Origin of the sequence: Oceanicaulis sp. (assembly GCF_965284345.1) — a bacterium.
GTDB lineage: Bacteria > Pseudomonadota > Alphaproteobacteria > Caulobacterales > Maricaulaceae > Oceanicaulis > Oceanicaulis alexandrii_A.
In genome coordinates this window covers 1,742,471-1,766,130 of the sequence record NZ_OZ260073.1, presented here as the reverse complement: position 1 = coordinate 1,766,130, position 23,660 = coordinate 1,742,471, and the positions used below count along the sequence as shown (strand labels likewise).

22 protein-coding genes, 1 tRNA gene and 1 pseudogene are annotated in these 23,660 nt (G+C 56.6%); 16 read left to right on the top strand and 8 right to left on the bottom strand.

What is annotated here, in order from left to right:
- Positions 1-9: 9 nt before the first annotated feature.
- The gene (locus ACQ66J_RS08725; RefSeq protein ID WP_430431305.1) at positions 10-972 is read right to left on the bottom strand and encodes an ABC transporter ATP-binding protein; all 963 of its coding nucleotides are present in this window, start codon (positions 970-972) and stop codon (positions 10-12) included.
- A 174-nt stretch (positions 973-1,146) separates the two neighbouring features.
- Between ACQ66J_RS08725 and ACQ66J_RS08720 the strand changes: the two genes are divergently transcribed.
- Together ACQ66J_RS08720 and ACQ66J_RS08715 are read left to right on the top strand one after the other, a co-directional pair.
- Entirely contained in the window at positions 1,147-1,350 is a 204-nt protein-coding gene (locus tag ACQ66J_RS08720; protein ID WP_375550149.1) for a zinc-finger domain-containing protein, read from the top strand.
- 95 nt (positions 1,351-1,445) lie between these two features.
- On the top strand, positions 1,446-2,972 hold the full coding sequence (locus ACQ66J_RS08715) for an SLC13 family permease (RefSeq protein ID WP_430431304.1): 1,527 nt from the start codon (positions 1,446-1,448) through the stop codon (positions 2,970-2,972).
- Here ACQ66J_RS08715 and ACQ66J_RS08710 read toward each other — a convergent pair.
- Positions 2,969-3,295 (bottom strand): DUF5615 family PIN-like protein, encoded by a 327-nt coding sequence (locus ACQ66J_RS08710; RefSeq protein ID WP_430431303.1) that lies wholly within the window; start codon positions 3,293-3,295, stop codon positions 2,969-2,971. The two genes, ACQ66J_RS08715 and ACQ66J_RS08710, sit on opposite strands and share 4 nt — an antisense overlap.
- Positions 3,292-3,525, bottom strand: a complete 234-nt coding sequence (locus ACQ66J_RS08705) for a DUF433 domain-containing protein (RefSeq protein WP_430431302.1) — start codon at positions 3,523-3,525, stop codon at positions 3,292-3,294. The genes ACQ66J_RS08710 and ACQ66J_RS08705 overlap by 4 nt, the downstream gene beginning before the upstream one ends.
- Before the next feature lie 136 nt (positions 3,526-3,661).
- Here ACQ66J_RS08705 and polA point away from each other — a divergent pair, with 136 nt between their 5' ends.
- Positions 3,662-6,436, top strand: coding sequence for a DNA polymerase I (gene polA, locus ACQ66J_RS08700; protein WP_430431301.1), 2,775 nt, complete (start codon positions 3,662-3,664; stop codon positions 6,434-6,436).
- 65 nt (positions 6,437-6,501) lie between these two features.
- Positions 6,502-7,050, top strand: a complete 549-nt coding sequence (locus tag ACQ66J_RS08695) for a cupin domain-containing protein (protein ID WP_430431300.1) — start codon at positions 6,502-6,504, stop codon at positions 7,048-7,050.
- Here the strand turns inward: ACQ66J_RS08695 and ACQ66J_RS08690 are convergent.
- The gene (locus ACQ66J_RS08690; RefSeq protein ID WP_430432245.1) at positions 7,047-7,784 is read right to left on the bottom strand and encodes a 2OG-Fe(II) oxygenase; all 738 of its coding nucleotides are present in this window, start codon (positions 7,782-7,784) and stop codon (positions 7,047-7,049) included. The two genes, ACQ66J_RS08695 and ACQ66J_RS08690, sit on opposite strands and share 4 nt — an antisense overlap.
- An 85-nt stretch (positions 7,785-7,869) precedes the next feature.
- Positions 7,870-8,538, bottom strand: coding sequence for an HAD-IB family phosphatase (locus ACQ66J_RS08685; RefSeq protein WP_375550153.1), 669 nt, complete (start codon positions 8,536-8,538; stop codon positions 7,870-7,872).
- A 138-nt stretch (positions 8,539-8,676) separates the two neighbouring features.
- On the opposite strand from ACQ66J_RS08685, the gene ACQ66J_RS08680 reads away from it, so the two are divergent.
- Positions 8,677-9,789: a THUMP domain-containing class I SAM-dependent RNA methyltransferase gene (locus ACQ66J_RS08680; protein WP_430431299.1), complete on the top strand. Its 1,113-nt coding sequence runs from the start codon at positions 8,677-8,679 to the stop codon at positions 9,787-9,789.
- Positions 9,790-9,793: 4 nt separating this feature from the next.
- Here the strand turns inward: ACQ66J_RS08680 and ACQ66J_RS08675 are convergent, their stop codons facing one another.
- Complete coding sequence (locus ACQ66J_RS08675) at positions 9,794-10,219, bottom strand: response regulator (protein WP_430431298.1); 426 nt, start codon at positions 10,217-10,219, stop codon at positions 9,794-9,796.
- A 191-nt stretch (positions 10,220-10,410) separates the two neighbouring features.
- Here ACQ66J_RS08675 and ACQ66J_RS08670 point away from each other — a divergent pair.
- A tRNA-Arg gene (locus ACQ66J_RS08670) sits at positions 10,411-10,487 on the top strand.
- Between the two features lie 226 nt (positions 10,488-10,713).
- Positions 10,714-11,025 carry a hypothetical protein gene (locus ACQ66J_RS08665; protein WP_430431297.1) on the top strand — a complete coding sequence of 104 codons (312 nt, stop codon included), beginning with the start codon at positions 10,714-10,716 and terminating at the stop codon, positions 11,023-11,025.
- Between the two features lie 9 nt (positions 11,026-11,034).
- Here the strand turns inward: ACQ66J_RS08665 and ACQ66J_RS08660 are convergent.
- Together ACQ66J_RS08660 and ACQ66J_RS08655 are read right to left on the bottom strand one after the other, a co-directional pair.
- Positions 11,035-11,994 (bottom strand): annotated as a pseudogene (locus ACQ66J_RS08660) (recombinase family protein); the annotation flags it as partial.
- A gap of 253 nt (positions 11,995-12,247) precedes the next feature.
- Positions 12,248-12,445, bottom strand: a complete 198-nt coding sequence (locus tag ACQ66J_RS08655; protein WP_430431296.1) for a hypothetical protein — start codon at positions 12,443-12,445, stop codon at positions 12,248-12,250.
- Here ACQ66J_RS08655 and ACQ66J_RS08650 point away from each other — a divergent pair.
- The 9 genes from ACQ66J_RS08650 to ACQ66J_RS08610 all read left to right on the top strand — a co-directional run bounded on the left by ACQ66J_RS08650 (position 12,444) and on the right by ACQ66J_RS08610 (position 23,498).
- Positions 12,444-13,169: a hypothetical protein gene (locus tag ACQ66J_RS08650; protein WP_430431295.1), complete on the top strand. Its 726-nt coding sequence runs from the start codon at positions 12,444-12,446 to the stop codon at positions 13,167-13,169. The genes ACQ66J_RS08655 and ACQ66J_RS08650 overlap by 2 nt on opposite strands.
- Positions 13,166-13,729, top strand: a complete 564-nt coding sequence (locus tag ACQ66J_RS08645; protein WP_430431294.1) for a hypothetical protein — start codon at positions 13,166-13,168, stop codon at positions 13,727-13,729. Before ACQ66J_RS08650 ends, ACQ66J_RS08645 begins: the two co-directional genes overlap by 4 nt.
- A gap of 438 nt (positions 13,730-14,167) precedes the next feature.
- A complete protein-coding gene (locus ACQ66J_RS08640) occupies positions 14,168-14,380 on the top strand; it encodes a type II toxin-antitoxin system Phd/YefM family antitoxin (protein WP_430431293.1) in 213 nt (70 codons plus the stop codon).
- Positions 14,380-15,927, top strand: coding sequence for a DNA cytosine methyltransferase (locus tag ACQ66J_RS08635; RefSeq protein WP_430431292.1), 1,548 nt, complete (start codon positions 14,380-14,382; stop codon positions 15,925-15,927). The genes ACQ66J_RS08640 and ACQ66J_RS08635 overlap by 1 nt, the downstream gene beginning before the upstream one ends.
- Positions 15,927-16,352, top strand: coding sequence for a very short patch repair endonuclease (locus tag ACQ66J_RS08630; RefSeq protein WP_430431291.1), 426 nt, complete (start codon positions 15,927-15,929; stop codon positions 16,350-16,352). Before ACQ66J_RS08635 ends, ACQ66J_RS08630 begins: the two co-directional genes overlap by 1 nt.
- Positions 16,345-17,826, top strand: a complete 1,482-nt coding sequence (locus tag ACQ66J_RS08625; RefSeq protein ID WP_430431290.1) for an ATP-binding protein — start codon at positions 16,345-16,347, stop codon at positions 17,824-17,826. The genes ACQ66J_RS08630 and ACQ66J_RS08625 overlap by 8 nt, the downstream gene beginning before the upstream one ends.
- Positions 17,823-20,477: a Z1 domain-containing protein gene (locus tag ACQ66J_RS08620; RefSeq protein WP_430431289.1), complete on the top strand. Its 2,655-nt coding sequence runs from the start codon at positions 17,823-17,825 to the stop codon at positions 20,475-20,477. The genes ACQ66J_RS08625 and ACQ66J_RS08620 overlap by 4 nt, the downstream gene beginning before the upstream one ends.
- Complete coding sequence (locus ACQ66J_RS08615) at positions 20,467-21,438, top strand: PD-(D/E)XK motif protein (protein ID WP_430431288.1); 972 nt, start codon at positions 20,467-20,469, stop codon at positions 21,436-21,438. Before ACQ66J_RS08620 ends, ACQ66J_RS08615 begins: the two co-directional genes overlap by 11 nt.
- Complete coding sequence (locus tag ACQ66J_RS08610; protein WP_430431287.1) at positions 21,438-23,498, top strand: AIPR family protein; 2,061 nt, start codon at positions 21,438-21,440, stop codon at positions 23,496-23,498. Before ACQ66J_RS08615 ends, ACQ66J_RS08610 begins: the two co-directional genes overlap by 1 nt.
- Positions 23,499-23,660: the final 162 nt, after the last annotated feature.

Below are 23,660 nucleotides of genomic sequence, written 5' to 3'. Positions count from 1 at the left end.
TTATGACGCTCAGGCGGTTTTCGCTTCGTCCGCCTGATAGGTCAGCGCCAGGAAGACGTCTTCCAGGTCCGGCTCTTCAGTGCGCAAATCGGCGATGCGGGCGCCCGAGGCGCGATAGGTCTCGATCATGTCCGCCACCGACGCTTCGCCAAACTTGTAGGTGATGGCGAGCGAGCCGTCAGGACGGATGATCGCGTCCTGCGCCTCGAACCCGGCCGGAATGGCGGACAACGGCTCGACCGGTTCGATCACCAGGGTCTTGGAATCCAGACGCTTGAGCAAATCCGCCTTGGGCTCGCAGGCGACCACTTCACCATGATTGACGATGGCGATCTGGTCGCACAGCTCTTGCGCCTCTTCGAGATAGTGCGTGGTCAGAACGATGGTGACGCCCTGCTTGTTGAGCTCCAGCACATATTCCCAGAGCTGGCGGCGCAGTTCGATATCCACGCCGGCGGTGGGCTCGTCGAGCACCAGAACCGGCGGATTATGCACCAGCGCCTTGCCCACCAGCAGGCGGCGCTTCATTCCGCCTGACAGCTGACGCACATAGGCGTCGCGCTTGTCGTCCAGCCCCAGCGCGGTGAGAATCTCTTGTGTGCGACGCTCGGCTTTGGGCACGCCGTAAAAGCCCGCCATCAATTCCAGCGTCTCAGACGGCGTGAAGAACACGTCCATATTCAGCTCTTGCGGCACCACGCCGATAGCGGCGCGAGCGCGGCGCGGATCCTTGTCGATATCCACGCCCCAGATCTTCGCCGTGCCTTCAGACTTGGTCACAAGGCCCGCAAAGATATTGATGAAGGTGGATTTCCCCGCCCCGTTCGGACCCAGCAGCCCGAAGATCGAACCGCGCGGGATCTGCAGGTCCACACCCTTGAGCGCCTCTTTGGCGGGCGAACCCTTGCCGCCGGGATAGGTCTTTTTCAGACCATAGGCTTCAAGGGCGAATTCAGGCTGGCTCTCTGACATGGAGGGGCTCATGATCTGCAAGCGAAGAGGGCGGGCCGCGCGTGCGCAATTGACGCCTGCACGCCGCGCGCCTTAAGACAGAGCGGACCCTAGCGGCGTGCGCGAGCCTCGTCCACGCCGCACCGCTGTCTATCTTCTTTCACCGGACCCTCTCACAGACCGGCAGAGCACATCATGACCGATACCGCAAACGCCTCCTCCCTGCCCGCCCCCGAAGTGATCGTGGTCGACCAGAAGCGCGTCATGTGCGATGGCGGCGGCGGCGCGCTGGGCCATCCGCGCACCTGGTATGAAATGGGCGATGAAGACTTCGTCGAGTGCGGCTATTGCGACCGCCGTTTCGTGCTGCGCGGCTCGAAAGCCGACCCCAAGGCCTAAGCGCCTTCCCCAAAAGACATTGAATTATTCCGGTTTCGATTGATCGCGGAAACGCTGTCCCTATACCTGTTTGAAACAACAGACGGGGGAGCGCGATGAGCCAGGCCAATGCGTCGGCGATGCGTCAGCGTATCGGATTGATCACCGGATTGGTGATCGCGGTTGGACTGCAAGTCCTGCCTGTGCCCGAAGGCCTCGACCGCTCCGCCTGGCTGTTGGCCTCCTTCGCCTTGATGATGGCGTGCTGGTGGGCGACCGAAGCCATTCCCATCGCAGCCACCGCGCTCGTCCCTCTCGCCCTGTTTCCCGTGGTCGGCATCCTCAGCATGCGGGCGGCGTCTGCGCCCTATGCCGATCCCATCGTTATGCTGCTCTTGGGCGGCTTTATTGTCGCGCTCGCCATCGAGCGGTGGAATCTGCACACCCGGATCGCGCTCAACATCGTCGCCGCCTTCGGCTCGCGCCCCGCCTTGATGATGCTGGGTTTCATGACGGCGACCGCCGTTTTGTCCATGTGGATCTCCAACACCGCGACCACGCTGATGATGATCCCCATCGCGCTGAAAGTCGCCGATGCGCTGAAAGACGAAGGTGTGGACGCCCGCCAGTTCGCGCCCGCTCTGGCGCTGGCCGTCGCTTATTCCGCGTCTGTGGGCGGCATCGCCACGCCGGTGGGTACACCGACGAACCTGATCGCCATGGGCTTTATGGAGCGCGAATACGGCGCGGTGATCAGCTTTCCCCAATGGATGATGATCGGCCTGCCCGCCGCCGCGCTGATCATACCCACCATGTGGCTGATCCTGACCAAATGGGTGTTCAAGGTGGACGGCCATGCGCCCAATGAGGCGGGCCGCGAGATCATCTTGGCGCAAAAGGCCGAGCTTGGGTCCATGACCACGCCGGAGTTTCGCGTGGCGCTGGCGTTCGGGACTGTCGCGCTGTTGTGGATGGGCCGGACCCTGCCCGGCTTCCTGATCGGCCAGCCCGAGCTCACCTTTGGCTGGAACCCGCTGCTGGCCTGGATCAGCGCCCAGCTCGAGCTGCCGATCATCCTGAGCCTCGGCAACGCCCAGATCGCCATGGCGGGCGCGCTCGCCATGTTCCTGATCCCGGCCGGCGGCAAAGCCGGCAAGGGTCAGGCGCTGATGGATTGGGAGACCGCCAAGCGCATTCCCTGGGAAGTGATCTTGCTGTTCGGCGGCGGGTTGTCGCTGGCGGCGGCCATTCAGGCGACCGGGCTCGCGGGCTGGATCGGCGGGCATCTGAACTGGGTCTCAACCCTGCCTCTGCCGCTGACCGTGCTGATCCTCGCCTTCATCGTGGTGTTCCTGACCGAGCTGACCTCGAACGTCGCCACGGTGTCGGGCTTCCTGCCGGTACTGGGCGCCGTCGCGGTCTCCGCCGGGGTGCCGCCCGAGCATCTGATCGTACCCGTGGCCCTGTCGGCCAGCTGCGCCTTCATGCTGCCCGTCGCCACAGCTCCCAACGCCATCGTCTATGCGTCTGGCGCGGCGAGCATGACCCAGATGATCAAGGCGGGTTTCCGCATTAACTTGGTGGCCGCGCCGCTGATCGCGTTGGTCAGCAGTCTGATCAGTTCGGTGGCGTTTCCGGGTTAGGAACGGCGCACTTCGATCAGGGTTTCACCGGCTTCAAGCGCGGAGATTATCGCGGGCCAGACCATTGGCCATCGCGCTGACAATGCCGCGTGAGTCGTATTGCCCATGCGGACCCAGATTACGGACACGCCCGGCCCCGGCGGCCTTGAGAAATCGGCATCTTTTGTAATGAGAACCGCACTCCGACGCTGGGCTTCCGCCGCAATCTCAGCATCCGGAGCAGACGAGAGCCCGATCCGCCGGACATGCTCGGCCTCTTCGCCTTGATCAGATATCCAGTCAGCGAGCCAGACCGGCAGCATCTGATCGACGAGAAACCTCATTCCGCCGCGATCACCGGATGGTTCAGCGCCTGACTGGCATAGGCCAGCGCAGCAGAGATATCTGCATCCTCAAGGTCTTCATAACTTTCAAGGATGTCGACCCGACTGGCGCCGTCAGCGAGCATGTCGAGGATATCCACGACGCTGATCCGCAAACCGCGCACACAGGGGCGCCCGCCCAGCACGCCGGGCGTGATCGTGATGCGGGACAGAAGCGTCTTATCAGTCATGAACGCAAAATACTGCGAATTGGCCTCCGGTTCACGTCTTTTCCGATACGCCCCCAACGCACCCGCCCGATTGCCCCCTCACCCGACGCCGCATAGGGTGGCGCTCCCTCGCCCAATTGCCGCCGGAGCGCTTGTTATGGCCGTTACTCGTCCTGTTGATTCATCCAGCCATGTCTATCTGGTGGACGGGTCGGGCTATATCTTTCGCGCCTATCACGCCCTGCCGCCGCTGACCCGGTCGGACGGCACGCCCGTGGGCGCGGTGCAGGGCTTTTGCAACATGCTGTGGAAGCTGCTCGAAGACCTCAAGGGCGAGGACCAGCCGACCCATCTGGCGGTGATTTTCGACCATTCATCCAAGACCTTCCGCAATGAGCTTTACGACCAGTACAAGGCGAACCGGCCCGAGCCGCCCGAAGACCTGGTGCCGCAGTTCAAACTGATCCGCGAAGCCACCCAGGCGTTCGAGCTGCCCTGTATCGAGATGGAAGGGTTTGAAGCCGACGATCTGATCGCGACCTATGCCCGCCTCGCCGCCGAGAAGGGCGCGCGCGTCACTGTAGCCAGCTCTGACAAGGACCTGATGCAACTGGTCAATGACCAGGTGACCATGCTCGATCCGATGAAGTCCAAGCGCATCGGCCATGACGAGGTGGTCGAGAAGTTCGGCGTTGCGCCGGACCGGGTGATCGACGTGCAATCTTTGGCGGGCGACAGCGTCGATAATGTGCCGGGCGTTCCGGGCATCGGCATCAAGACCGCCGCCCAGCTGATCAATGAATATGGCGATCTGGATGCGCTGCTGGAGCGCGCGGGAGAAATTAAACAGCCCAAGCGCCGGGAAAAGCTGATCGAGCATGCCGAGGACGCCCGCATCTCGCTGAAACTTGTCACCTTGGAACCTAACGTTCCAATCACGGATGAGCTCGACGTGTTCGGCGCGGCGGAGCCGGATGCTGAGAAGCTCGTCGACTTTCTTAAATCCATGGAGTTCCGCACCCTGACCCGCCGGGTCGAGGAAGGGTTGGGCGGCCCGGTCGCCGATGAAACCGGCGACGCCACCGCGCCCATCGACCGTTCCAAATACGAAACCGTGCAGACCGTCGAGGCGCTCGAGCGCTGGATCGAGAAATCCAAACGCGCCCGCGTCATCGCCGTGGATGTAGAGACGGACGCCCTCTCCGCCGTCGCCTCGCGACTGGTGGGCGTGTCGCTCGCCACCGCCCCGGGCGAAGCGTGCTACATTCCGCTCGGCCATGAAGGCGGCGATCTGGCCGATGGCGGCGGCAAGCCCGAACAGATTGACGAGGGCGAGGCGCTGGGCCGCTTGAAAGCGATCCTGGAAAACGACGCCATTCTGAAAGTGGGTCAGAACTTCAAATACGATCTGGCGGTGTTCCAGCGCTATGGCGTCCGCGTCGCGCCTTATGACGACACCATGCTGATCAGCTATGTGCAGGCGGCGGGCCTTCATAATCACGGTATGGATGAGCTGTCAGAGCGTTATCTTGGCCATAAATGCATTTCGTTCAAAGAAGTCTGCGGGTCCGGCAAATCGCAAAAACGCTTTTCCGAAATCGATCTCAAAACCGCGACCGAATACGCTGCCGAAGACGCCGATGTGACGCTGCGCCTGTGGGAGCTGTTGAAAGCCGGGCTCGCCGGCAAGGGCCTGTCCACCGTCTATGAAACCCTCGAACGCCCGCTGCCGCAGGTTCTGACCGATATGGAGCTGGCGGGGGTGAAAGTTGACGTCGCCCAGCTGTCGCGCCTGTCATCGGACTTCGCGCAGAAAATGGCCGAGGCCGAAGAGACCGCCCACGGTCTGGCGGGCCATAAATTCAATCTCGGCAGCCCCAAGCAGATCGGCGAAATCCTGTTTGGCGAGATGGGCCTGCCCGGCGGCAAGAAGACCAAATCCGGCGCCTGGTCTACGGACGCCGCCGTGCTGGATGAGCTGGCCGAGCAAGGTCATGACCTGCCGCGCGCACTTCTGACCTGGCGACAATTCGCCAAGCTCAAATCCACCTATTCGGACGCCCTCAAAGACGCGATCAATCCCAATACGGGCCGGGTTCACACCAGCTTCTCGCTGGCCGCGACCACGACCGGGCGCTTGTCGAGCTCGGACCCGAACCTGCAAAACATCCCCATACGGACAGAAGAAGGCCGCAAGATCCGCGAGGCCTTCACCGCCGAGCCCGGTCATGTGATCGTCGCGGCGGACTATTCCCAGATCGAACTGCGTCTGCTGGCCCATATCGCTGATGTGGAGGCCCTGAAGCAGGCCTTCCGCGAAGGCCAGGACATTCACGCCCTGACGGCGTCTGAAATGTTCGGCGTGCCGCTTGAGGACATGGACCCAGGCACCCGCCGCAACGCCAAGGCGATCAATTTCGGCATTATCTACGGTATTTCCGCCTTTGGCCTCGCCAATAATCTCGGCATCGGGCGCGATGAGGCCAAGCGCTATATCGACAGCTATTTCGAAAAATTCCCCGGCATAAAGGCCTATATGGACGCGATGAAGGAGGAGGCGAAGGCGAAGGGCTGCGTCAACACCATCTTCGGTCGCCGCATCCATTTGCCAGGCATCAAGGACAAGAATCCCTCAGTCCGTCAGTTCACGGAACGCCAGGCGATCAACGCGCCGATCCAGGGCGCCGCCGCCGACATCATTCGCCGCGCGATGGTGCGCATGCCCGCCGCCCTGGCCGATGCGGGGCTGAAAACTCGCATGCTGCTGCAAGTGCATGATGAACTGGTGTTTGAAGCGCCGGAAAGCGAAGCCGATCAGGTGATCAAGCTGGTCACCGAGGTGATGATGGGCGCCGCTGCGCCGGCTCAGTCCCTGTCCGTGCCGTTGGAAGTCGAAGCCAAGGCTGCGAGCACCTGGGGCCAGGCGCACTAGCCATTGCCGTCCCCCACAGTCGAGCGTAGCGTGTCATATCGTTATAACCTGCACTGGGGAACACTATGCTGGCACTTTCAATCGTCGCGCTGTTGATGGCTCACCCCATGCATGCCGAAGTTCGTCATGCGGACAATCTGGACGATCTCGGCTTTCCAATCCATCAGACTGTCAAACTCGCCGCCCGCGCGGACACCGAGAGCGGCGTGTCGGTTTTCGAATTCGTCCAGCCGCCCATGAGCTTGGGAGCGCCGCCGCACCAGCACCTGCATGAAGACGAATTTTTCTATATTCTGGAAGGCGAACTCACCACGCTGCTCGGCGACGAAACTGTCGCGGTCGGCCCAGGCTCCTTGTTGGTCCTGCCGCGAGGGGCGCCGCATGGGTTCTGGAACGTCGGCGATGAGCCCGCTCGGGTTCTGCTGGTCGTCAGCGGATCAGACTTCGACGGCTTTTTCGAGGCCGTGGCTGCGGAGTTGGCGCAAGCTGGGGCTAACGCCAATCCCGGCGCGGTGATGAACGCCGTCGCTGCCGACTATGATATCGAAATGATGCCTCACCTCATTCCAGAAGACGCTTTGTCATTGCTGCCACCGCGGCCGCAGGATGACTAGCTCAACGGATCGAGCGCGCCGCCCACGCTGGCGTTCACCCGGAACCAGCCCGGTATGGCGTAGCGCACGGCGTGCGACAGGCGCACCTCGTGCGGGATGGCTTCTGAGAGCATCAGCACCAGGCCTCCGCCTGAAGGCTGCAGCTCGGCGGCAGGAGGCAGGGCGTCCAGTCGGCTGAGCTCAGGGCGGCCTGTCTCATCCAGGGGCGTCGTCTCCCACACCGCCAATTGACCGCCATCAGCGTCTGACCAATCCTCATTGAGATAGGCGACGAGGGACACGACCCGCGTTCGTTCCGCTTTCCGCCCCGACAGAGACCCCGCGCTGGCGCTCGGCCGGGTGAACGCGTCCAGATGACGCGCGTAAAAGCCGCCGGGAGGATAAACTGCAAAATGCGCTTCGAACTCAAAAAGCCCCAGAAACAAGCCTTGATTCATCGCAATACGCAGAGCTTCCGCGCCTGCCATGAACCGCTTCTGGGCCGGGCTGGCGCCGTCGAGCCAGGCGATACGGGTTTTACGCACCGACAGCGCCTGGGTTTCATGATGCGCGCGACCGACGCGGCCGTCATAGGTCTCCCCCGCCTGTTCCAGCGCCTTTGCTTCGTTGCGCAAGGCCGCAACCAGCTCAGGGTCCAGCGCATCGGGCGCATGAGCCCAGCCGCGCGCCTCAAGATCAACGATCAGGGACGCGGTGAGATTGTCAGAAAAGAACGGCTGCGGGCAGACATCCATGTCCACGAAAGCATCTCCGGCCAAAGGGTGGGCGCTTTTGAACCCGGCGCACCACTTTGGCAAGACAATTCGCGATAACCCGGCTTCAGCCTAAAATCATCTTGCGCAAGGCGTCGACGCTATCGGCGAAGGCCGGCGCCTTGGCGCGCACCGGCGCACGCGCCGTCACGCCGCCAAACCCGATAAAGCTGTCCGCCGCGCCCTTTTCGAACGCTTCGTAATCAGTCATGCCGTCGCCGATCATGATCGCCAGCGGCTTGCCGGTCAGGGTTTTGAGAGACGCCACGACCGGCGCTTTACCGCCAGAGCGTGACAGCGGGTTCTGACGATCGAACCCGGTGACCGCATCGCCCTCAAAGACAAAGCGATTGGCGCGCATCTCACCCTTGTCAAAGCCCAGATCGATCAAAGCCGGCTCGATCAGGTCCTGAAACCCGCCCGAGACCGCCGCCACATCATTGCCGCGAGACCGCAAACGCTCGATCAGGTCGGCCATGCCATCGGTGAGCTGACTGCGCAGGATGTCTCGCGCCGTCTCGACGGCGTTTCGCGTCAGCCCGGCGATAGCCAGCCGTTCTTCCAGCGAACGCCGGAAGTCGAGCTTGCCGGACATGCCCTGATCAGTCAGCGCCTTCAGACGCGCGGTCCGCTCGGGCCCATCGGGCGCCTGCATCAAGGCATGCTCGACCGCGAAGTCGAGGCTTTCGACTTTCAACAGTGTGGAATCCACATCAAAGACGATTAGCCGACTCATCAGGTCCTCATGCTTGCTGGGCCGTGCATGTACGTCACCTGTGACAGCCTTGGCTATAGGGATTTGCAACAGAGCGGTGGACGAACACCGCGCAATCTCGTCGCATCGGCCCCGGACATGGCCTATGAAGGCCCCATCATGACACAAGAACGCTTTGACATCTTCCTCACCTGCCCTCCAGGGCTAGAAGCCGCCCTGGCCAGTGAACTGGCGGAAAACGGCTTCGCCAAATGCCGCCCTGGACAGGGCGGCGTCACCATCAAGGGCGGGTGGAGCGATGTCTGGCGCGCCAATCTGCAGATCCGGGGCGCCACCCGGGTTCTGGCGGTGGTGGACCAGTTCAAGACCCAGCATCTCAACCAGCTTGGGCAGCACGCCCGGCAAACGCCCTGGCAAACACTCTTCCACCCCGCAACACCGGTGAAGGTGGAGGCGACCTGCCGCAAGTCGCGCATCTATCATGACGGCGCCGCCGCGGAGCGTGTGAGCGACGCCATCGCCCGCACGGCCCTGGCGGAGATCAGCGACGACGCCGAGATCACCGTCCGCGTCCGGATCGATCATGATGAAGTCACCCTCAGCCTGGACACGTCCGGGGAGCCGCTGCACAAGCGCGGTTACAAGCAAGCCGTGGCGAAGGCTCCCTTGCGCGAAACCCTCGCCGCGTTGGTGCTGCGTGAGATCGGATATGACGGGCGCGCGCCATTGCTCGACCCCATGTGCGGATCGGGCACCTTCGTCATCGAAGCCGCTCAGCTGGCGGCGGGGCTGGCGCCAGGGCGCGCCCGCAGTTTCGCCTTCGAGCGCCTCGCCACTTTTGACCGCAACGCCTTCATGACCCTGCGCAACCAACCGGCCCATGCCCGTTCGCAGGCGATCTGTCTGGGGTTTGATCGCGATCCGGGCGCCATCCGTATGAGCGGTGAGAACGCCGAGCGCGCCGAGGTCTCAGACCTCACCCAATTTAGTGAAGGGGCGCTCAAGGATCTGGCTCGCCCCGATGGCGCGCCGGGCTGGGTGGTGACCAACCCGCCCTATGGCGCTCGGATCGGCGACAAATCAGCCGTCTTCAGCGCGTACAAGGCATTTGGCGAGGTGATGCGCGAGCGCTTCAGCGGCTGGCGGGCGGCGCTGATCACCACAGACGACAAGATGGCCAAAGCCACGGGGCTCGCCTTTGACACAATCAGCGCCCCCATCGATCACGGGGGTCTGAAGATCCGTATTTACGTCACGGGCGCACTGAAATAGCGCCTTATTGCGCGGCGTAAACCGACCGCGCCAGTGCGCTGGATACGATGGGATGCAGCGCCTGCGCCAGGGCTTCATAGCCACTGACAGACGACGGTTTCTGGATCAGGCACGCCACGTTTGAAAACGTGTCCAGCTCCGGATGCTCTGAGCGGTCACCGCTAAAGACGATGACCGGAATGTCCTTGAGGGCGTCCTGCGCCAGCATCCACTCGATCAGCGTCGCGCCGGACCCGTCCGTCAGTTTGAGATCCACCAGCACGCAGGCGATGTCTGTAGCGGCATTCAGGCGGGCTTGCGCCTCCTGAATACGGGTGACGGACACAACCTCACCGCCATATGGCAGGTCAGACAGGTGCCGACGGACAAGAAAGGAATCCTGCGGGTCATCCTCCACAAGCAGAACTCGAGGCGTGAAAGACATCATCATCACCCCTTCTTCCTGACCCCAAACGGGTAATAGAGGACAACACTCACATTGCGCGCATACGGATTTATCTCTGTCAACATTTGATTAATATGTGTAAATCGGATTCAGTTGACGGGCTCATCCAAACGCCACACCGGCTGCGCTGTCGCAATTGAATTTGAGCGCATTGCAAGCTACACACACCCTGGTCCGCACCCATAGCTCAGCTGGATAGAGCGCTGCCCTCCGAAGGCAGAGGTCTCAGGTTCGAATCCTGATGGGTGCACCATCTCTTTTTCTCCTTGTTTAAAACCCTCTAAGGCCTTGAAAGGCAACGATAAATTGGCGGTTCGAAAACCCAGATTCCGGTCATATGAAATCTGGTCCGAAAACGTCAATTTTAGCACAGCGCGCTTGTCTTCCAGGCGATCAGAACGCCATAGAATCAATGGGTTAGACAGAAACCGCATGGCGGTTCGAAAAGTACGCTCGAAGGTGGTCTGGGGCTGGCCGATTTGACCCTGTTTTTCGGCCAAAACCAGCTTCCTGGTCTCCAGATCGCTCAGGCGTTCCTCATATCGCTTGGCCAGCGTTCTATTCGTTGTCTCAAGTGTGCGATCGACCAGGCGCTCGATGTCGCGCTCGATATCCACCAATTCCTTCTTCACGGCCTCAACGAGCGCCACGCCACGCGCTGCCTGGGCATCCCAGAGGTCTTTCAGCATCGCGTGCAGAAGGTGGAAGAGTTCCTTGCTGGGCCGCATCGTCGCAAGCAGCTCTTCAAAGTCGCCTTCCATATCGGCTTTCTTGATCGACTTACGGTGTGATGGGCAGGCCTTGTTATGGCACTCGTAGTACACGTAATACTTGGCCCGGCCCTTTACGCGGCTGCCTGTCAGCGGGCGATCGCAATCTCCGCATTTCACGAAACCGCGCAGGGGCATCAACTCATTCAAATTGAGCTTTGATGGTGCCTTGGCGACTTTGCCGTCGAGCCGCTCCTGAATTTTCTCGAAGGTTTCGAGCGAGATCAGTGGTTCGTGGTGGCCCTTGGTCCGCTCAATACCCCATTCCTTCCGCTCGACATAACCGGTGTAGAGAAGCTGCGTCAGCAGAGGGCGTATCCTCTGGATACGAACCTCTCCCTCCTTGGTGTCACGGGGATACTCCGGAAACGACTCCAGGAAGCGCTTCACCTCAGCAATGGTCTCAAGCCGCCCAGAGGCGAAACCCTCGAAAGCTTCTTTTAGGATCGATGCTGCGGGTTCGTCACGAACCAGTAGCTTTCCGTGCCCAGCAACCTTCTCAAACCTATAGCCACGCGGGGCCTGGAACACCCAGTAGCCGTTCTTGAGACGGCCCCACATACGGTTTTTTGTCTGTTCGGCATTCTTTAGGCGCTGATACTCAGCCACATTGACGAGCATCATCTCGACCATACGGTCATCCGCACCTTCGCCGAATTTCTGCGTCGGTGACTCGAACCGCGCTCCAATCGCCTTCAGTTTTTCGCGGAACATCAGGTGGACTTCGAGCGACCGCGAAATCCGATTGATGTCATCGACGATCACAATGTGGGATTCAGCCTTCTGCGCCTCCAAAAAGGCGAGCATCTCAACAAACCGGGGACGATCCGCGATACCGCCGGACGCATCATCCTTGAAGACCTGGACGATCTCATAGCCGCATCGCTGCGCGTAATCGATACACCGCACCTCCTGGCTATCCAGCCCATGGCCTTCAAGCTTTTGCTTGGTATCCGATACGCGACAATAGATGACAGCTTTTTCGCCCATTATTTCGGCCCTTCGTCGAGGTTGCTTCTGTTTTTATGAGGCAGCTCTAAGTATAAGGAATCTGTGGGTTTTCCGCTAGAGTCTGCGATCCGCTTTTGAACAGAAATCTGAGCAGAATCGATATTATAAGCGCGGTCAACGAAGCTCTGAGCAATCCGCCAGACGGATTTCAGAAGCTCTCTCTTATGTTCATCCGAAATATCGAATGAGCTGACGAGAGGCATATATTTATCAAGGTCATGCCTACTCATAACTAAAAACTCAAAATATTCAGTGCGTTACAATTATATTTTACCACATTTGCTGGTATGCCCGTCAAATGTTCAACATGCTGCAACGCAAGCAATTGCAAGGGTTTGCGGCGTTTTAAATCCTTAAGCCATTGATTCAGCTTAATTTCAGCTGAACTCCTGAAAGAGCCTGTTTTTATGGGGCTTTGGCGATTTTTCATGGCCAACCTCACTATTTCGGGGGGTTTTGAGCCTTGGAACATGCCCGTGAGATTGCCATTGAGCCCCGGTCTGGTAGTACCGGGGTCAAGAGAAGATTCCGGAATATTACAAAGAAATCTAACCTTTATGAGCTTCGATCCTGGCAAATTCGGGCTTTTGAGCCATTATTCGCCGGACGCGCAGCAGCGCATTCGGCGGCTTATGCTCGAAGATTGGAAAGCGTCTGGTGTGAAATTGCCCACCTATATGAAGCTGGTGGCGCGCTTCATCACCTCAACCGGTGTTTCGGAAGCCTGGCTGGCAAAGCTGTCCCACCAGACGATGGATAAGATGCTCAAATCTGTCTCAACGCCGAGATACGAGTTCTGGGCGTGCCTGCATCTCTATCTGATCCGGAAATACGGCCCGCAGGATATCAGCCCGGAGCTGACCGATGCCGATATCCTTGGGCTGGCTATCTGCCGGTTTGGGTCGATCATCGATGCCCCTGGTCCAGGCGAGTATAAGATTGATGGGCTCTATATTGTCATTGAAGCCGAGGAAGGTCGCCCTTACGCGCTTGCGCAAAGCGTCGAAACCCAGAAGGGGGCAGAGCCTTTCTGCGTTGACATCGAGCATAAGCACCACGGTGTCGCGGTTGCCCAAGATGGTCGCTTGACCGCGATTCTACGTGACGCTCTTTCACTCCAGATCACGACGATCGAGCTGGAGACCGGCTCATGACCGACAGCAGCGACGATCGGCTCAAACAGCTAGAAGCCTATGTGCAGAGCCTTCCAGAGAACGAGCGCCGTGATCTGGGCGTAGCCGCGCACCAAAGCGAGCACGGTGTTTTTGATCTTGTAAAGAGTGGGGATGCCGCCGGTCTTTACGCCGCTTTGAAGCGGGAGCCGGGCTTGGCGGAGCGTCAGGACCAGAATGGTATGACGCCGCTGCACTGGTCCGGAGCCGATAAATCCGGCCTGCTATTTGAGGTGCTGACTCAAGAGCCCAGTGCCGCGCCCTGGACACGGGACAAGGCCGGGCGAATTCCGCTCGATGTGATGAGACAGGCGGGACAACATGGCATTGCCGACAAGGCCGAGCGCGTGACCTATCCGCAGCTATTTCAGGCCGAGCAGAGCGGCCCCGTTTCACCGAAGAAAGTGGCTGCGTTCAGCGCAAAATATGAGGCCCTGGGAAGGCCGGATACACGGCCCAGCGATGCCCGCGATATGGAGCCCTTGGTGAAGGTGCCCGAACGAAGCGCCAAGGGTAAAGATCGGGACGATAGGGAGCACTAATCCGCAGTTTTAGCCGCTTATTCTGCGCGCAAGATGTGTGTGGTAGTACCACACATCTTGCCAAAGGGGCGCTGCACCCCCTGTTGGATACCCCAGCCGTGGTGCTTCCCAGGCATTTAGCCCGTTCAGCACCATACAATCGTATCGCCGATTGATCCCTCATCAGAGGGTGAGAATGACCTCTCCCCTCCGACACCTCCCCATGTCCGAACGTGCAGCCGTTCGATCACAGATCAGGAGAGCCTCCAAGCTCCCCCGATACCCCCATGGCCATGTCATGGAGACACTGTCTGTGGACGCCTCAGCGGGACGATTTCATCGAGGTCGACGATGGGAATTGACTTAGAAGCCTACGGGCTTCGCTGAACATCTCAGCGGATCCAGCAGGCAGCGGCGCAATTCTAAAAGCGTATTGAATTTCATATAGATATATTTAAAATGGCTATTATGGCTCTAATGGATCATCGAACAATGAAATCAATACCCGCGAAATCGGCAAAAAATCGATTTGGCTATCTTATCGACACTGCGCGACAAGAACCTGTCCTAATCGAAAAGCATGGTCGGCCCGTTGTCGTTGTCATTAGCATCGAGCGTTACCAGCGTTTGATTTCTGACCCTTCTCAAACCAATTCTGAAGAGGCCGGTTAATGCAAGCGAAGACCTATCCTCTAGTTGACGTCTTTGCGGGGCCCGGTGGCCTTGGAGAGGGTTTTTCCTCGCTGGTCCGTGAGGAATCTGACGCAAACTTTAGAAGCGTGGTGTCTATCGAACGAGATGAATTTGCGCACAAAACGCTTCTGCTCCGGCACTTTGTTAAAGCCTTCCAAGGAAATGAGATTCCTGATGACTATTATCGGTATCTGAAAGGCGATATTTCCATAGAAGAATTGTATCGATTGCACCCAAACGAGAAGGCACACGCAGAGAGGTCAGCGATTAGGATATCTCTTGGAGCTGACAACCACGAGTACGTGCGTAAGGTAATTGCCAGCAGAGTCCAAAGAACAAAGAAGTGGGCGCTAGTCGGGGGGCCACCTTGTCAGGCATACTCACTTGTCGGCAGGTCACGCATGATGGGTGATCCAGAATTTGAAAAAGACGAGAGGCACTTTCTTTATCGCGAATACTTAAAGATTATTATTGATCACGCTCCACCGGTTTTCGTTATGGAGAATGTTAAAGGGCTCTTGTCGGCACGTGTTAAAGGCGAACTCGTCATCAATCGAATTTTATCCGATTTGTCGGCACCCAAAAGCGCTCTGGGAATGTCGTCAAACGGTCTTGCTTACAAACTCTATTCTCTAACTGACGATGAAGTTCCGGGAATGGAAGTCGACCCCCGGGTATTTTTGGTTCATGCAGAAAAATATGGAGTTCCACAAGCGCGGCACCGAATGTTTCTTGTTGGTATTAGGAGTGATATCGATGTTCGACCGGGGCAGCTTAAGTCCCATAAACCACCGACCCTTGAACAGACGATTGGTGACCTGCCTAAGATACGGAGTGGTATTTCAAAAGGCGGCGACAGCTATGAAAAGTGGCGTCGCGAAATCTTAAAGCTTGATCCAACGCCAGTTCGAAAGGAACTAAATGGACACAGCTACACGAAGGAACTTGTAGAGCTTTTAGGGAGAAATTTTGAGGAGCTAACCAATCCGCTAGAAAAGCTTTCGACAAAGTATCCAGCGCGGCCAGTCTATTCGCACGATGTGTTGGACAGCATATATGACCCCGAACTTTCAGTCCTAAATGGCCACGCTTCTCGCTCGCATATGCCGTCTGACCTTCGGCGCTACAGCTATGCCGCGTGTTTTTCTAAGGTTACAGGAAAAAGTCCCAAACTCGCAGATTTCCCGATCAGTTTGTTGCCCAACCATGCAAATGTTGAAGATGGTCGAGCAGGAAAAATGTTTTCGGACCGCTTCCGCGTCCAGCTGCCCGACCAGCCATCGACAACCATAACTTCTCATATTTCAAAAGACGGTCATTACTTCATCCACTACGATCCTAAGCAGTGTCGTAGTCTCACAGTTAGGGAAGCAGCACGTCTACAGACGTTTCCTGATAACTATCGTTTCGAAGGACCAAGAACGTCTCAGTACCACCAAGTAGGGAATGCCGTACCGCCATATCTCGCTCGCCAGATTGCCGCGATAATCGCTGATGTACTCGACAGAGCTGGGGAGATTGGATGATGGCTGATCGTATCTCGGTAGAGCACAGAAGTTGGAATATGTCTCGTATTCGAGGCAAAGACACGAAACCGGAAATCGTGCTGCGCTCGCTGATGCATCGCGCCGGTTTTCGATATCGACTGCATGACAAGAAGCTTCCCGGAAAGCCGGACCTTGTTCTGCCGAAACACAAAACGGCTATCTTTGTGAACGGCTGCTACTGGCATCGCCACGAGGGGTGCCCGAAGGCGACCACACCAAAAACAAACACTGCGTTCTGGACAAAGAAGTTCGAGGAGACCGTCGAGCGTGATGCGCGCAAGAGTTCCGAACTGATAGAGAGCGGTTGGCATGTTGTTACCGTTTGGGAATGTGAGCTGGAGAATGATGCGGTCGGCCTTGTCGAAGGTTTGCGCAGTCAGTTGAAAGGGGGGCGCGATGGCTAGAGAGCATCGTCTGCCTCCAAGTGCTTCATCCTTGTCCGCATCGATGCGCGACCTTGGCTATTCGCTCGAAACAGCGATTGCTGATCTCGTTGATAACAGCATTTCTGCAGACGCAACCTCGGTCGATATCTTCTGTGATCTGACTCAGCAGAACCCGACTCTTGGCATCATCGACAATGGCCATGGCATGGACGAAGCAGGCATCATCGATGCCCTGCGTCACGGCTCGAAGAACCCATCAGAAACCCGTTCACCGAAGGACCTTGGTCGTTTTGGTCTGGGACTCAAGACCGCCTCATTCTCACAGTGTGAAAGGCTTACCGTGATCAGCAACGATGGCGGTGGTCTGCATGCAGCGGAATGGAACCTTGCCACAGTTCACGAGAAGGATGACTGGGTTATCGCCATCCTTGAACCTGAAGAGATCGCAGAACTTCCGTTTCAGGAACTGCTCACGGGTAAGGGAACAGCAGTCGTATGGCGCAACCTTGATCGACTCTTTGAGGATGAGACCGGAGCCAAGCGCGACGAGATCGTCAACGAGAAGCTCGATGTTGTTGAGAGACATCTGGCGCTGGTGTTCCATCGATTTCTGAGCGGCGAAGTGCGTGGCGGGAAGAAACTCTCACTTTCCCTCAATGGTCACCCCATCGAGCCTTTCGATCCGTTCTGCCGGAAGAATTCAGCGACGCAGATGCTGCCGGAAGAGGTTGTTAGAATTGAAGGCGTAGCAGTTCACATGCAGCCCTACATCCTTCCTCACCACAGTAAACTGAGCGCAAAAGAGTACGACTTCTATCAGAACCGCAGCGACTTCATCTCCAACCAGGGCGCCTATGTTTATCGGGGCGGTCGGCTTATGGCCTGGGGCGACTGGTTCCGACTTATTCCCAAGGGTGAAGCCACGAAGCTGGCCCGTGTGCAGATCGACTTCCCCAATAGTCTCGATGAGATGTGGACGATTGACATCAAGAAATCACGAGCGCGCCCTCCAGCTCCGGTCAGAGCCCGGCTGCGCCAGATCATTGATAAGGTCTCCACACGCAGCACAACAGTGCATCGTGGCAGAGGGAAAAAGCTCTTCGATGAGATAAAAGCGCCAGTCTGGGAAAGATACGCTGATCAGGGAAACATCCGATATGCGCTGAACAAGGAACATCCCTTGATCGAGGCGCTTCGCTCGGAACTGAGTGATGAGAATGATCGCCGACTTACGACGCTCGTCGAAGCAATCTCATCTTCTCTTCCGGTAGAAATGATCTACTCGGATTTCTCGACCCATCCGCGCGATATCCATCAGAACAAGACCTCGCAGGAAGAGATCAATGAGCGCCTAAGCGCCTTGAAGGAATGCCTTTTTGGGGATGGTGAAGTTGACGTCGAGAGCTTCAGAGAAGTCATGCGTTCAACAAGGTTCTTCGTAGGCTTCGAAGATGCGGCGGAAGAATACATTACGAAAGAGCTGAAGAAATGAATTTCAATAAGGTCGAAAGTCAGAAGAATTTCACGAGCGCGCTTATTTCAGCGCTATCGCTGCTGCCGGAGACGCCAACGCGCGAGGAAGTTGGGGAGCGAGCAAAACAGCTTGCTGCTGCATTCGGCTATGATGGCCCGCTGGAAACCGTCATCGAAGATGCCCTCATCGCCGTGGACTCGCGCATGGGCGCTGGTGTTTCCCTTGTCGATGTCGAAGCTGACCACGACGATGAGTGGGTGTACAAGCGTGACGATATCACCTGGACATATTCTGATGCCTACGAGGAGTATCTGAAGAAGGAACAGATGCATCCAACCGTTGTGCGCTCTCTTAGCGATGTCGGAACCAAAATTCTTGGTCATTTGCAGGACCCGACGAGCGAAGGAAAGTGGGATCGTCGCGGTCTTGTTATTGGACACGTGCAGTCAGGTAAGACCGCAAACTACATGGGCGTAATCGCCAAGGCTGCTGACGCCGGATACAAGTTCATCATCGTTATTGCAGGTATTCACAACAACCTGAGAAAGCAGACCCAGGAGCGCATTGACGAAGGTTTTGTTGGACGCTCCAGCGATCCGGAAAACCGCAAGAGAGTTGGCGTCGGCTTAACCCGCGACTACCCGCATCCTGCAACGCTCACAAACATCAATGATGACTTCAGCAAGAAGACAGCCAACCAGAGTGGATGGAAAATCAATGATCTAAACAAGCCGACTGTCCTTGTCATCAAGAAGAACGTCAGCACACTGAAAGCTCTTCATGTCTGGCTTAAGGAGATGAACGCGCAGGCGGACGGCGTGATTGCCGATGTTCCAATGCTTATGATCGACGATGAGGCTGACAACGCCTCGATCAATACCAATAAGCCCGAGCTCGATCCCACCAAAACGAATGCGATGCTTCGGAAGATCCTCGGGCTCTTCGCGAAGTCATGCTATGTGGGTTACACCGCCACACCGTTCGCCAACATCTTCATCAATCCGGATTCCTATGATGAGGAAGCCTATGAAGAGCTATTTCCGCGTGATTTCATTGTCAGCCTTGATGCGCCAAACACCTACTTCGGGCCGGATAAAGTTTTCCTCGATGATATCAGTAGCGCAAGGATTTTGAGGCCGATCTGGGATTGTGAAGACTACCTTCCCTTCTCTCATAAGAAGGATGATCCGGTCCCGGAGCTTCCGCCCAGTCTATATGAAGCTATTGATCAGTTCATTGTTGCAAGAGCGATCCGCAATCTAAGGGGGCAGGTCAATAAACACTGCTCAATGATGATAAACGTTTCAAGATTTGTAGCGACGCAGAACACTGTCCGCAATTTTGTGAGCCTCTATGAGAAAAAAGTCAGAGAGGCCGTAAAAGCAAATTACGCGATGCCGGATTCGATATCGCAAAAGAACGAGGTCATGATCTCATTAAAGGCATGCCTTGATAAAGAGTTCTCTGATTGCGGCTTCGCATGGTCCGACATCAAAGTCGCCCTGAACGATATCTTCGACAATCTTCGCATCTTCGTAGTGAACAGTAAGTCCGACGAAGCACTCGACTACAAGAAGTACGAACGTGACGGGAACAGCCTTACCGCCATCGCTATTGGCGGACTGAGCCTCTCGCGTGGCCTGACCATCGAAGGCCTTACTGTGAGCTACATGTACCGCAACACGCGCATGTACGACACGCTCATGCAGATGGGGCGTTGGTTTGGTTACAGACCCGGCTTTGAAGACGTTTGCCGGGTCCATTTGTCGCCGGATTCCATCAACTGGTACGGGCACATAGCAGAAGCCTCAGAAGAGCTCCGACAGCAGATTAAGAGAATGCGACGCGACAGAATGAGCCCGAAGCAGTTCGGCCTGTATGTGAAAGCTCATCCTGACCGGCTGCTAATTACTGCCGCCAACAAAATGAGAGCCGGCGAGAAGATCATCGTCAACCAGAACTTCAGCGGGCGCATTGTTGAGAGTTATCTCCTGCCGTTCGACAAAAAGATCAATGAAGAAAATGAAGCACTGATCGCTCAGTACTGGAAGAGGAAATTCGGCTGTGCCGCATTGGAAGAGACCGGGAAAGGTTGGCTCGCAAGAGATGCAAAACTCTCGGAGATAGAAGAGTTACTCACTAAGTTTCGCAGCCACCCCGACTTTGCAGATCGGAAGGCAGCTGCTCTGAGTTACCTCCGTGCTCTTTCAGACAAGTATGGTGCTGGGGATGTCCTGCTGATCTCGGTTTCCGCCAAGGGTGAGGACGCGGACAAGTACGTGCTCGGAACTCAGGAACGTACCAGTGCCCGGCGTGATGGTGATGCTTGGCGAACGAGCAAGGATCGCGTCGCCAGCCGTGGAGATGAAAAACTAGGGTTATCCGACCTGCAAAAGGATGAAGCAGCGAAGCTTGCCCGCGAGGATGGCGAGGACAAGAAGCCATCGGACTTCCATTTCCGCTCAGCACGCAAAAAGCCTCTGTTAATGCTCCACGTTCTTGGGCCGGTCGGGAAAGATGCCGATGCGCGTGTGCCTGCGTTCGGCCTCAGTTTCCCGCCAGGCCATTACCAGACCGAAGTTGAAGTTGTTGCTAACCAGGTGTGGATCGAACGTATGCAGGGCGGATCGTTCGATACGCCCGACGAAGAGGAAGATTATGACGAGTAGCAAGGCACCGTGGGATGAAATGAAGACCCCGGACAGTGATTACACCGTCCGGTATTTGACCGCCCCGGGCGACGTTACCCTGTGCTGGGGGAAAGACGTGCTGGGGCAGTGTCTGTTCATAGTTCAGCTTGAGGGCGATCACACGGAGCAGTTCCGAAAGAACGCCACCACAGTGAACGGTATTGAAGTCGATCTGCGCCAGTTGCCGGAACCCGGCAAACAGGGCCTGATCCTTACTCTCGAAAAACATGTTGATCGCGATCTTTTTCACGGCCTTTGCAACACGCTGATCGGGAATCTCGATGGGGTTTCTGATCCTGCCGCTGCCTTGGGTGTCGCACTGAACCACATCAAGCGTTGGAAGGCTTTCCTTGCAGGCAAGCGAACGCGAGTTCTGTCGGCGGAAGAGGTGCGAGGTCTTTTTGCAGAGCTGAGCTTTCTCCGGCTTCTCAAGGAAAAACACCTGGACGATGCTAAAGCGGTTGAAGCCTGGTGCGGGCCTGATCGCATACATCAGGACTTCATCTTTGGTAATAAAGCAGTCGAAGTGAAGTCGATCAGTGGTCGGGATCGGAGCAAAGTGCGTGTCTCGTCTGAAGATCAGCTGGAGACGGTCTCCGAACACCTCTTTCTCAAAGTCTACCGCCTGACTGAGGCACCTGACGGAACGCCCGCCCAGTCGCTTAACGAGCTGGTTTCGGTTGTCGGACATGAATTGAGTGACGCCAACGCAATCGAAGACTACTGGCGAAAACTAGCGACCTACGGATACGTGGAAATGAGGGAATATGATAACCCAAAGTTTCTTGTGAACGGTTCGAACGCCTACCGCGTTGTTGATGGCTTTCCACGGCTGGTGAGATCAGAACTGCCGGACGGCGTTGTTGATGTGAAGTACAATCTCCAGCTGGAGAAGATTGCGACGTTCGAGTGTAACCAGAATGAAATCTGGAGGAGCTGATGGAACAAACGACCCCCGAATTTTTTCATGATTTTCGTCAGGAGCTAATGGCAGGAGCCGAGGCTCACGGAGCATTTCAGCTCTCCGAATTCATGGAGGCCTTCTCAACCGAGTTGATCGAAACCGGATTCATCGAGGGCTTCGAGCTATGTCACTATCGGGCGCAGCGAGGAATGCGCGTTGACGGATACTGGTTCAATGATGAAGGTGCACTTGATCTGTTCGTCGCAGACTTCGACAGTCGCGATGAGCTCCAGTCGCTGACGCAGACAGATGTGAACGCCGCGTTCAAGAGGGTAGAGAATTTCTTCGAAGCAAGTCTCTCAAAGCGTCTCTTTGATGACCTTGATGAAACCACTCCGGAATACGGACTGTCCCGGCAGATATCGGATCGCAAGGCCCTCATTCGTAAGGTCAACTTCTTCCTCGTATCCGAGCGCGCGCTGAGCGACCGCATGCAGAGCATCGAAGGTCGGCAAGTCTCCGACATCGAGGCGACATATCACATTTGGGATATCTCGCGCCTTCAACGGCAGCGCAGTTCGCGCGGTCATAAAGAAGCGCTGGATATCGACTTCAAGGAAGAATTCGGGAGCGGGTTGAACAGCCTGCCAGCGCACCTCGGTTCCGGTGCCTATCAGTCATACCTCATCGTCATGCCCGGAGAGGTGCTTGCTACGTTGTACGGTAAGCACGGAGCACGCCTTCTCGAACAGAACGTACGCTCATTCCTCCAGGCACGCGGAAAAGTGAACAAAGGTATCCGCACCACAATACTAAACGAGCCGGGGATGTTCTTTGCTTACAACAACGGCATCACGGCTACAGCTCAGGAAGTGGAAGTAGAGCAAGGCGACGAAGGACTGGAAATCGTTCGCATCAAAGACCTTCAGATCGTGAACGGCGGACAGACCACAGCCTCGCTCTTTCATACCAAGAGACGTGACAAGGCCGCCTTGGATGGCGTGTTCGTTCAGATGAAGCTCTCGGTCATCAGCCCCGAAGACAGTGAGATCGTTGTCCCGAGGATTTCGGAATATGCCAACACACAGAACCGCGTGAATGCAGCTGACTTCTTCTCCAACCACCCATTCCATGTTCGGATGGAAGAGTTCTCACGGCGCATCTGGGCACCGGCCCACAGTGGCGCTATGCGTGAAACCAAGTGGTTCTATGAGCGAGCAAGAGGGCAGTATGCTGACGCTCAGTCCAAGTTGTCTCAAGGCGAGCAAAAACGCTTCAAGGCTGAGTATCCGAAGCCGCAGATGTTCACCAAGACTGACATCGCAAAGTTTGAAAATGTCTGGGACGATCATCCAAAGTGGGTCAACCTCGGCGCCCAGAAGAACTTCGCGCGCTATGCCGCTCGGATAGGCAAAGGCTGGGCTAAAAATCAGGACAACTTCAACGAACTCTACTTCAGACGCGCTATATCCCGGGCGATTATATTCAGGTGGACCGAGAAAATGGTCTCAGGAGAGCCTTGGTACAACGGCGGCTACCGCGCCAACATCGTAGCGTACGCCATCGCCGCCATTGAAGAAATCTGCAAGCGAGCCGACAAGGTTGTCGACTTTGGGCGATGCTGGAACGCTCAAGAAGTATACCCCGAACTTGAAGAGGCGCTGCGCAAGGCTGCTAAGTTCGTGAATGACGATATCTCGCAGCCACCTCAAGGGATCTCGAACATATCTGAATGGTGCAAGAAAGATTCCTGCTGGGATCGGATTCGGGAAAAGATTGACCAGCTGGAGAGTGATATCGACTTAAGCTTTTTCAAAAGTCTCGTCAGCATTGATGAGCAGAAAATTAAGCAGAAGCAGGCAAAAAAAACACAGAAGGTTGATGATGGCATTGATGCTCAAAAGAAAGTGCTCGAAGTCCCGGCGCAGAAGTGGACTAAAATAAGACAAATCGGCATTCATAGGCGAATTTTTTCCGAAAAAGAAGTCGAAATCATTAAGATTGCAGAGCAAATTCCACAGAAAATTCCAACCGAAAAGCAAAGCGGCATTCTTCTGGGAGTCATTGAAAAGGCGAATAATGAAGGGATTATGTAGATATAATACAATGTTATTCTCAGTGTTTATTTTATAATCATTTATTTAATTTTAGAAGGCTTTGCGTTGTTGAACGGGATTTGGGTGGGGTGTTCGTTATGCAGTGGGGTGCCCTAATCGGGTGCGATCGTATACTGCCTTCTTAGCTTGGGCATTTAAGAA

What these genes read in the sequence shown, in the direction of transcription:
- ACQ66J_RS08725 (WP_430431305.1), bottom strand. Translation starts at nt 972, where the DNA reads ATGTCAGAGAGCCAGCCTGAATTCGCCCTTGAAGCCTATGGTCTGAAA.
- ACQ66J_RS08720 (WP_375550149.1), top strand. Translation starts at nt 1,147, where the DNA reads ATGACCGATACCGCAAACGCCTCCTCCCTGCCCGCCCCCGAAGTGATC.
- ACQ66J_RS08715 (WP_430431304.1), top strand. Translation starts at nt 1,446, where the DNA reads ATGAGCCAGGCCAATGCGTCGGCGATGCGTCAGCGTATCGGATTGATC.
- ACQ66J_RS08710 (WP_430431303.1), bottom strand. Translation starts at nt 3,295, where the DNA reads ATGAGGTTTCTCGTCGATCAGATGCTGCCGGTCTGGCTCGCTGACTGG.
- ACQ66J_RS08705 (WP_430431302.1), bottom strand. Translation starts at nt 3,525, where the DNA reads ATGACTGATAAGACGCTTCTGTCCCGCATCACGATCACGCCCGGCGTG.
- polA (WP_430431301.1), top strand. Translation starts at nt 3,662, where the DNA reads ATGGCCGTTACTCGTCCTGTTGATTCATCCAGCCATGTCTATCTGGTG.
- ACQ66J_RS08695 (WP_430431300.1), top strand. Translation starts at nt 6,502, where the DNA reads ATGCTGGCACTTTCAATCGTCGCGCTGTTGATGGCTCACCCCATGCAT.
- ACQ66J_RS08690 (WP_430432245.1), bottom strand. Translation starts at nt 7,784, where the DNA reads ATGGATGTCTGCCCGCAGCCGTTCTTTTCTGACAATCTCACCGCGTCC.
- ACQ66J_RS08685 (WP_375550153.1), bottom strand. Translation starts at nt 8,538, where the DNA reads ATGAGTCGGCTAATCGTCTTTGATGTGGATTCCACACTGTTGAAAGTC.
- ACQ66J_RS08680 (WP_430431299.1), top strand. Translation starts at nt 8,677, where the DNA reads ATGACACAAGAACGCTTTGACATCTTCCTCACCTGCCCTCCAGGGCTA.
- ACQ66J_RS08675 (WP_430431298.1), bottom strand. Translation starts at nt 10,219, where the DNA reads ATGATGATGTCTTTCACGCCTCGAGTTCTGCTTGTGGAGGATGACCCG.
- ACQ66J_RS08650 (WP_430431295.1), top strand. Translation starts at nt 12,444, where the DNA reads ATGGCCAACCTCACTATTTCGGGGGGTTTTGAGCCTTGGAACATGCCC.
- ACQ66J_RS08655 (WP_430431296.1), bottom strand. Translation starts at nt 12,445, where the DNA reads ATGAAAAATCGCCAAAGCCCCATAAAAACAGGCTCTTTCAGGAGTTCA.
- ACQ66J_RS08645 (WP_430431294.1), top strand. Translation starts at nt 13,166, where the DNA reads ATGACCGACAGCAGCGACGATCGGCTCAAACAGCTAGAAGCCTATGTG.
- ACQ66J_RS08640 (WP_430431293.1), top strand. Translation starts at nt 14,168, where the DNA reads ATGGCTATTATGGCTCTAATGGATCATCGAACAATGAAATCAATACCC.
- ACQ66J_RS08635 (WP_430431292.1), top strand. Translation starts at nt 14,380, where the DNA reads ATGCAAGCGAAGACCTATCCTCTAGTTGACGTCTTTGCGGGGCCCGGT.
- ACQ66J_RS08630 (WP_430431291.1), top strand. Translation starts at nt 15,927, where the DNA reads ATGGCTGATCGTATCTCGGTAGAGCACAGAAGTTGGAATATGTCTCGT.
- ACQ66J_RS08625 (WP_430431290.1), top strand. Translation starts at nt 16,345, where the DNA reads ATGGCTAGAGAGCATCGTCTGCCTCCAAGTGCTTCATCCTTGTCCGCA.
- ACQ66J_RS08620 (WP_430431289.1), top strand. Translation starts at nt 17,823, where the DNA reads ATGAATTTCAATAAGGTCGAAAGTCAGAAGAATTTCACGAGCGCGCTT.
- ACQ66J_RS08615 (WP_430431288.1), top strand. Translation starts at nt 20,467, where the DNA reads ATGACGAGTAGCAAGGCACCGTGGGATGAAATGAAGACCCCGGACAGT.
- ACQ66J_RS08610 (WP_430431287.1), top strand. Translation starts at nt 21,438, where the DNA reads ATGGAACAAACGACCCCCGAATTTTTTCATGATTTTCGTCAGGAGCTA.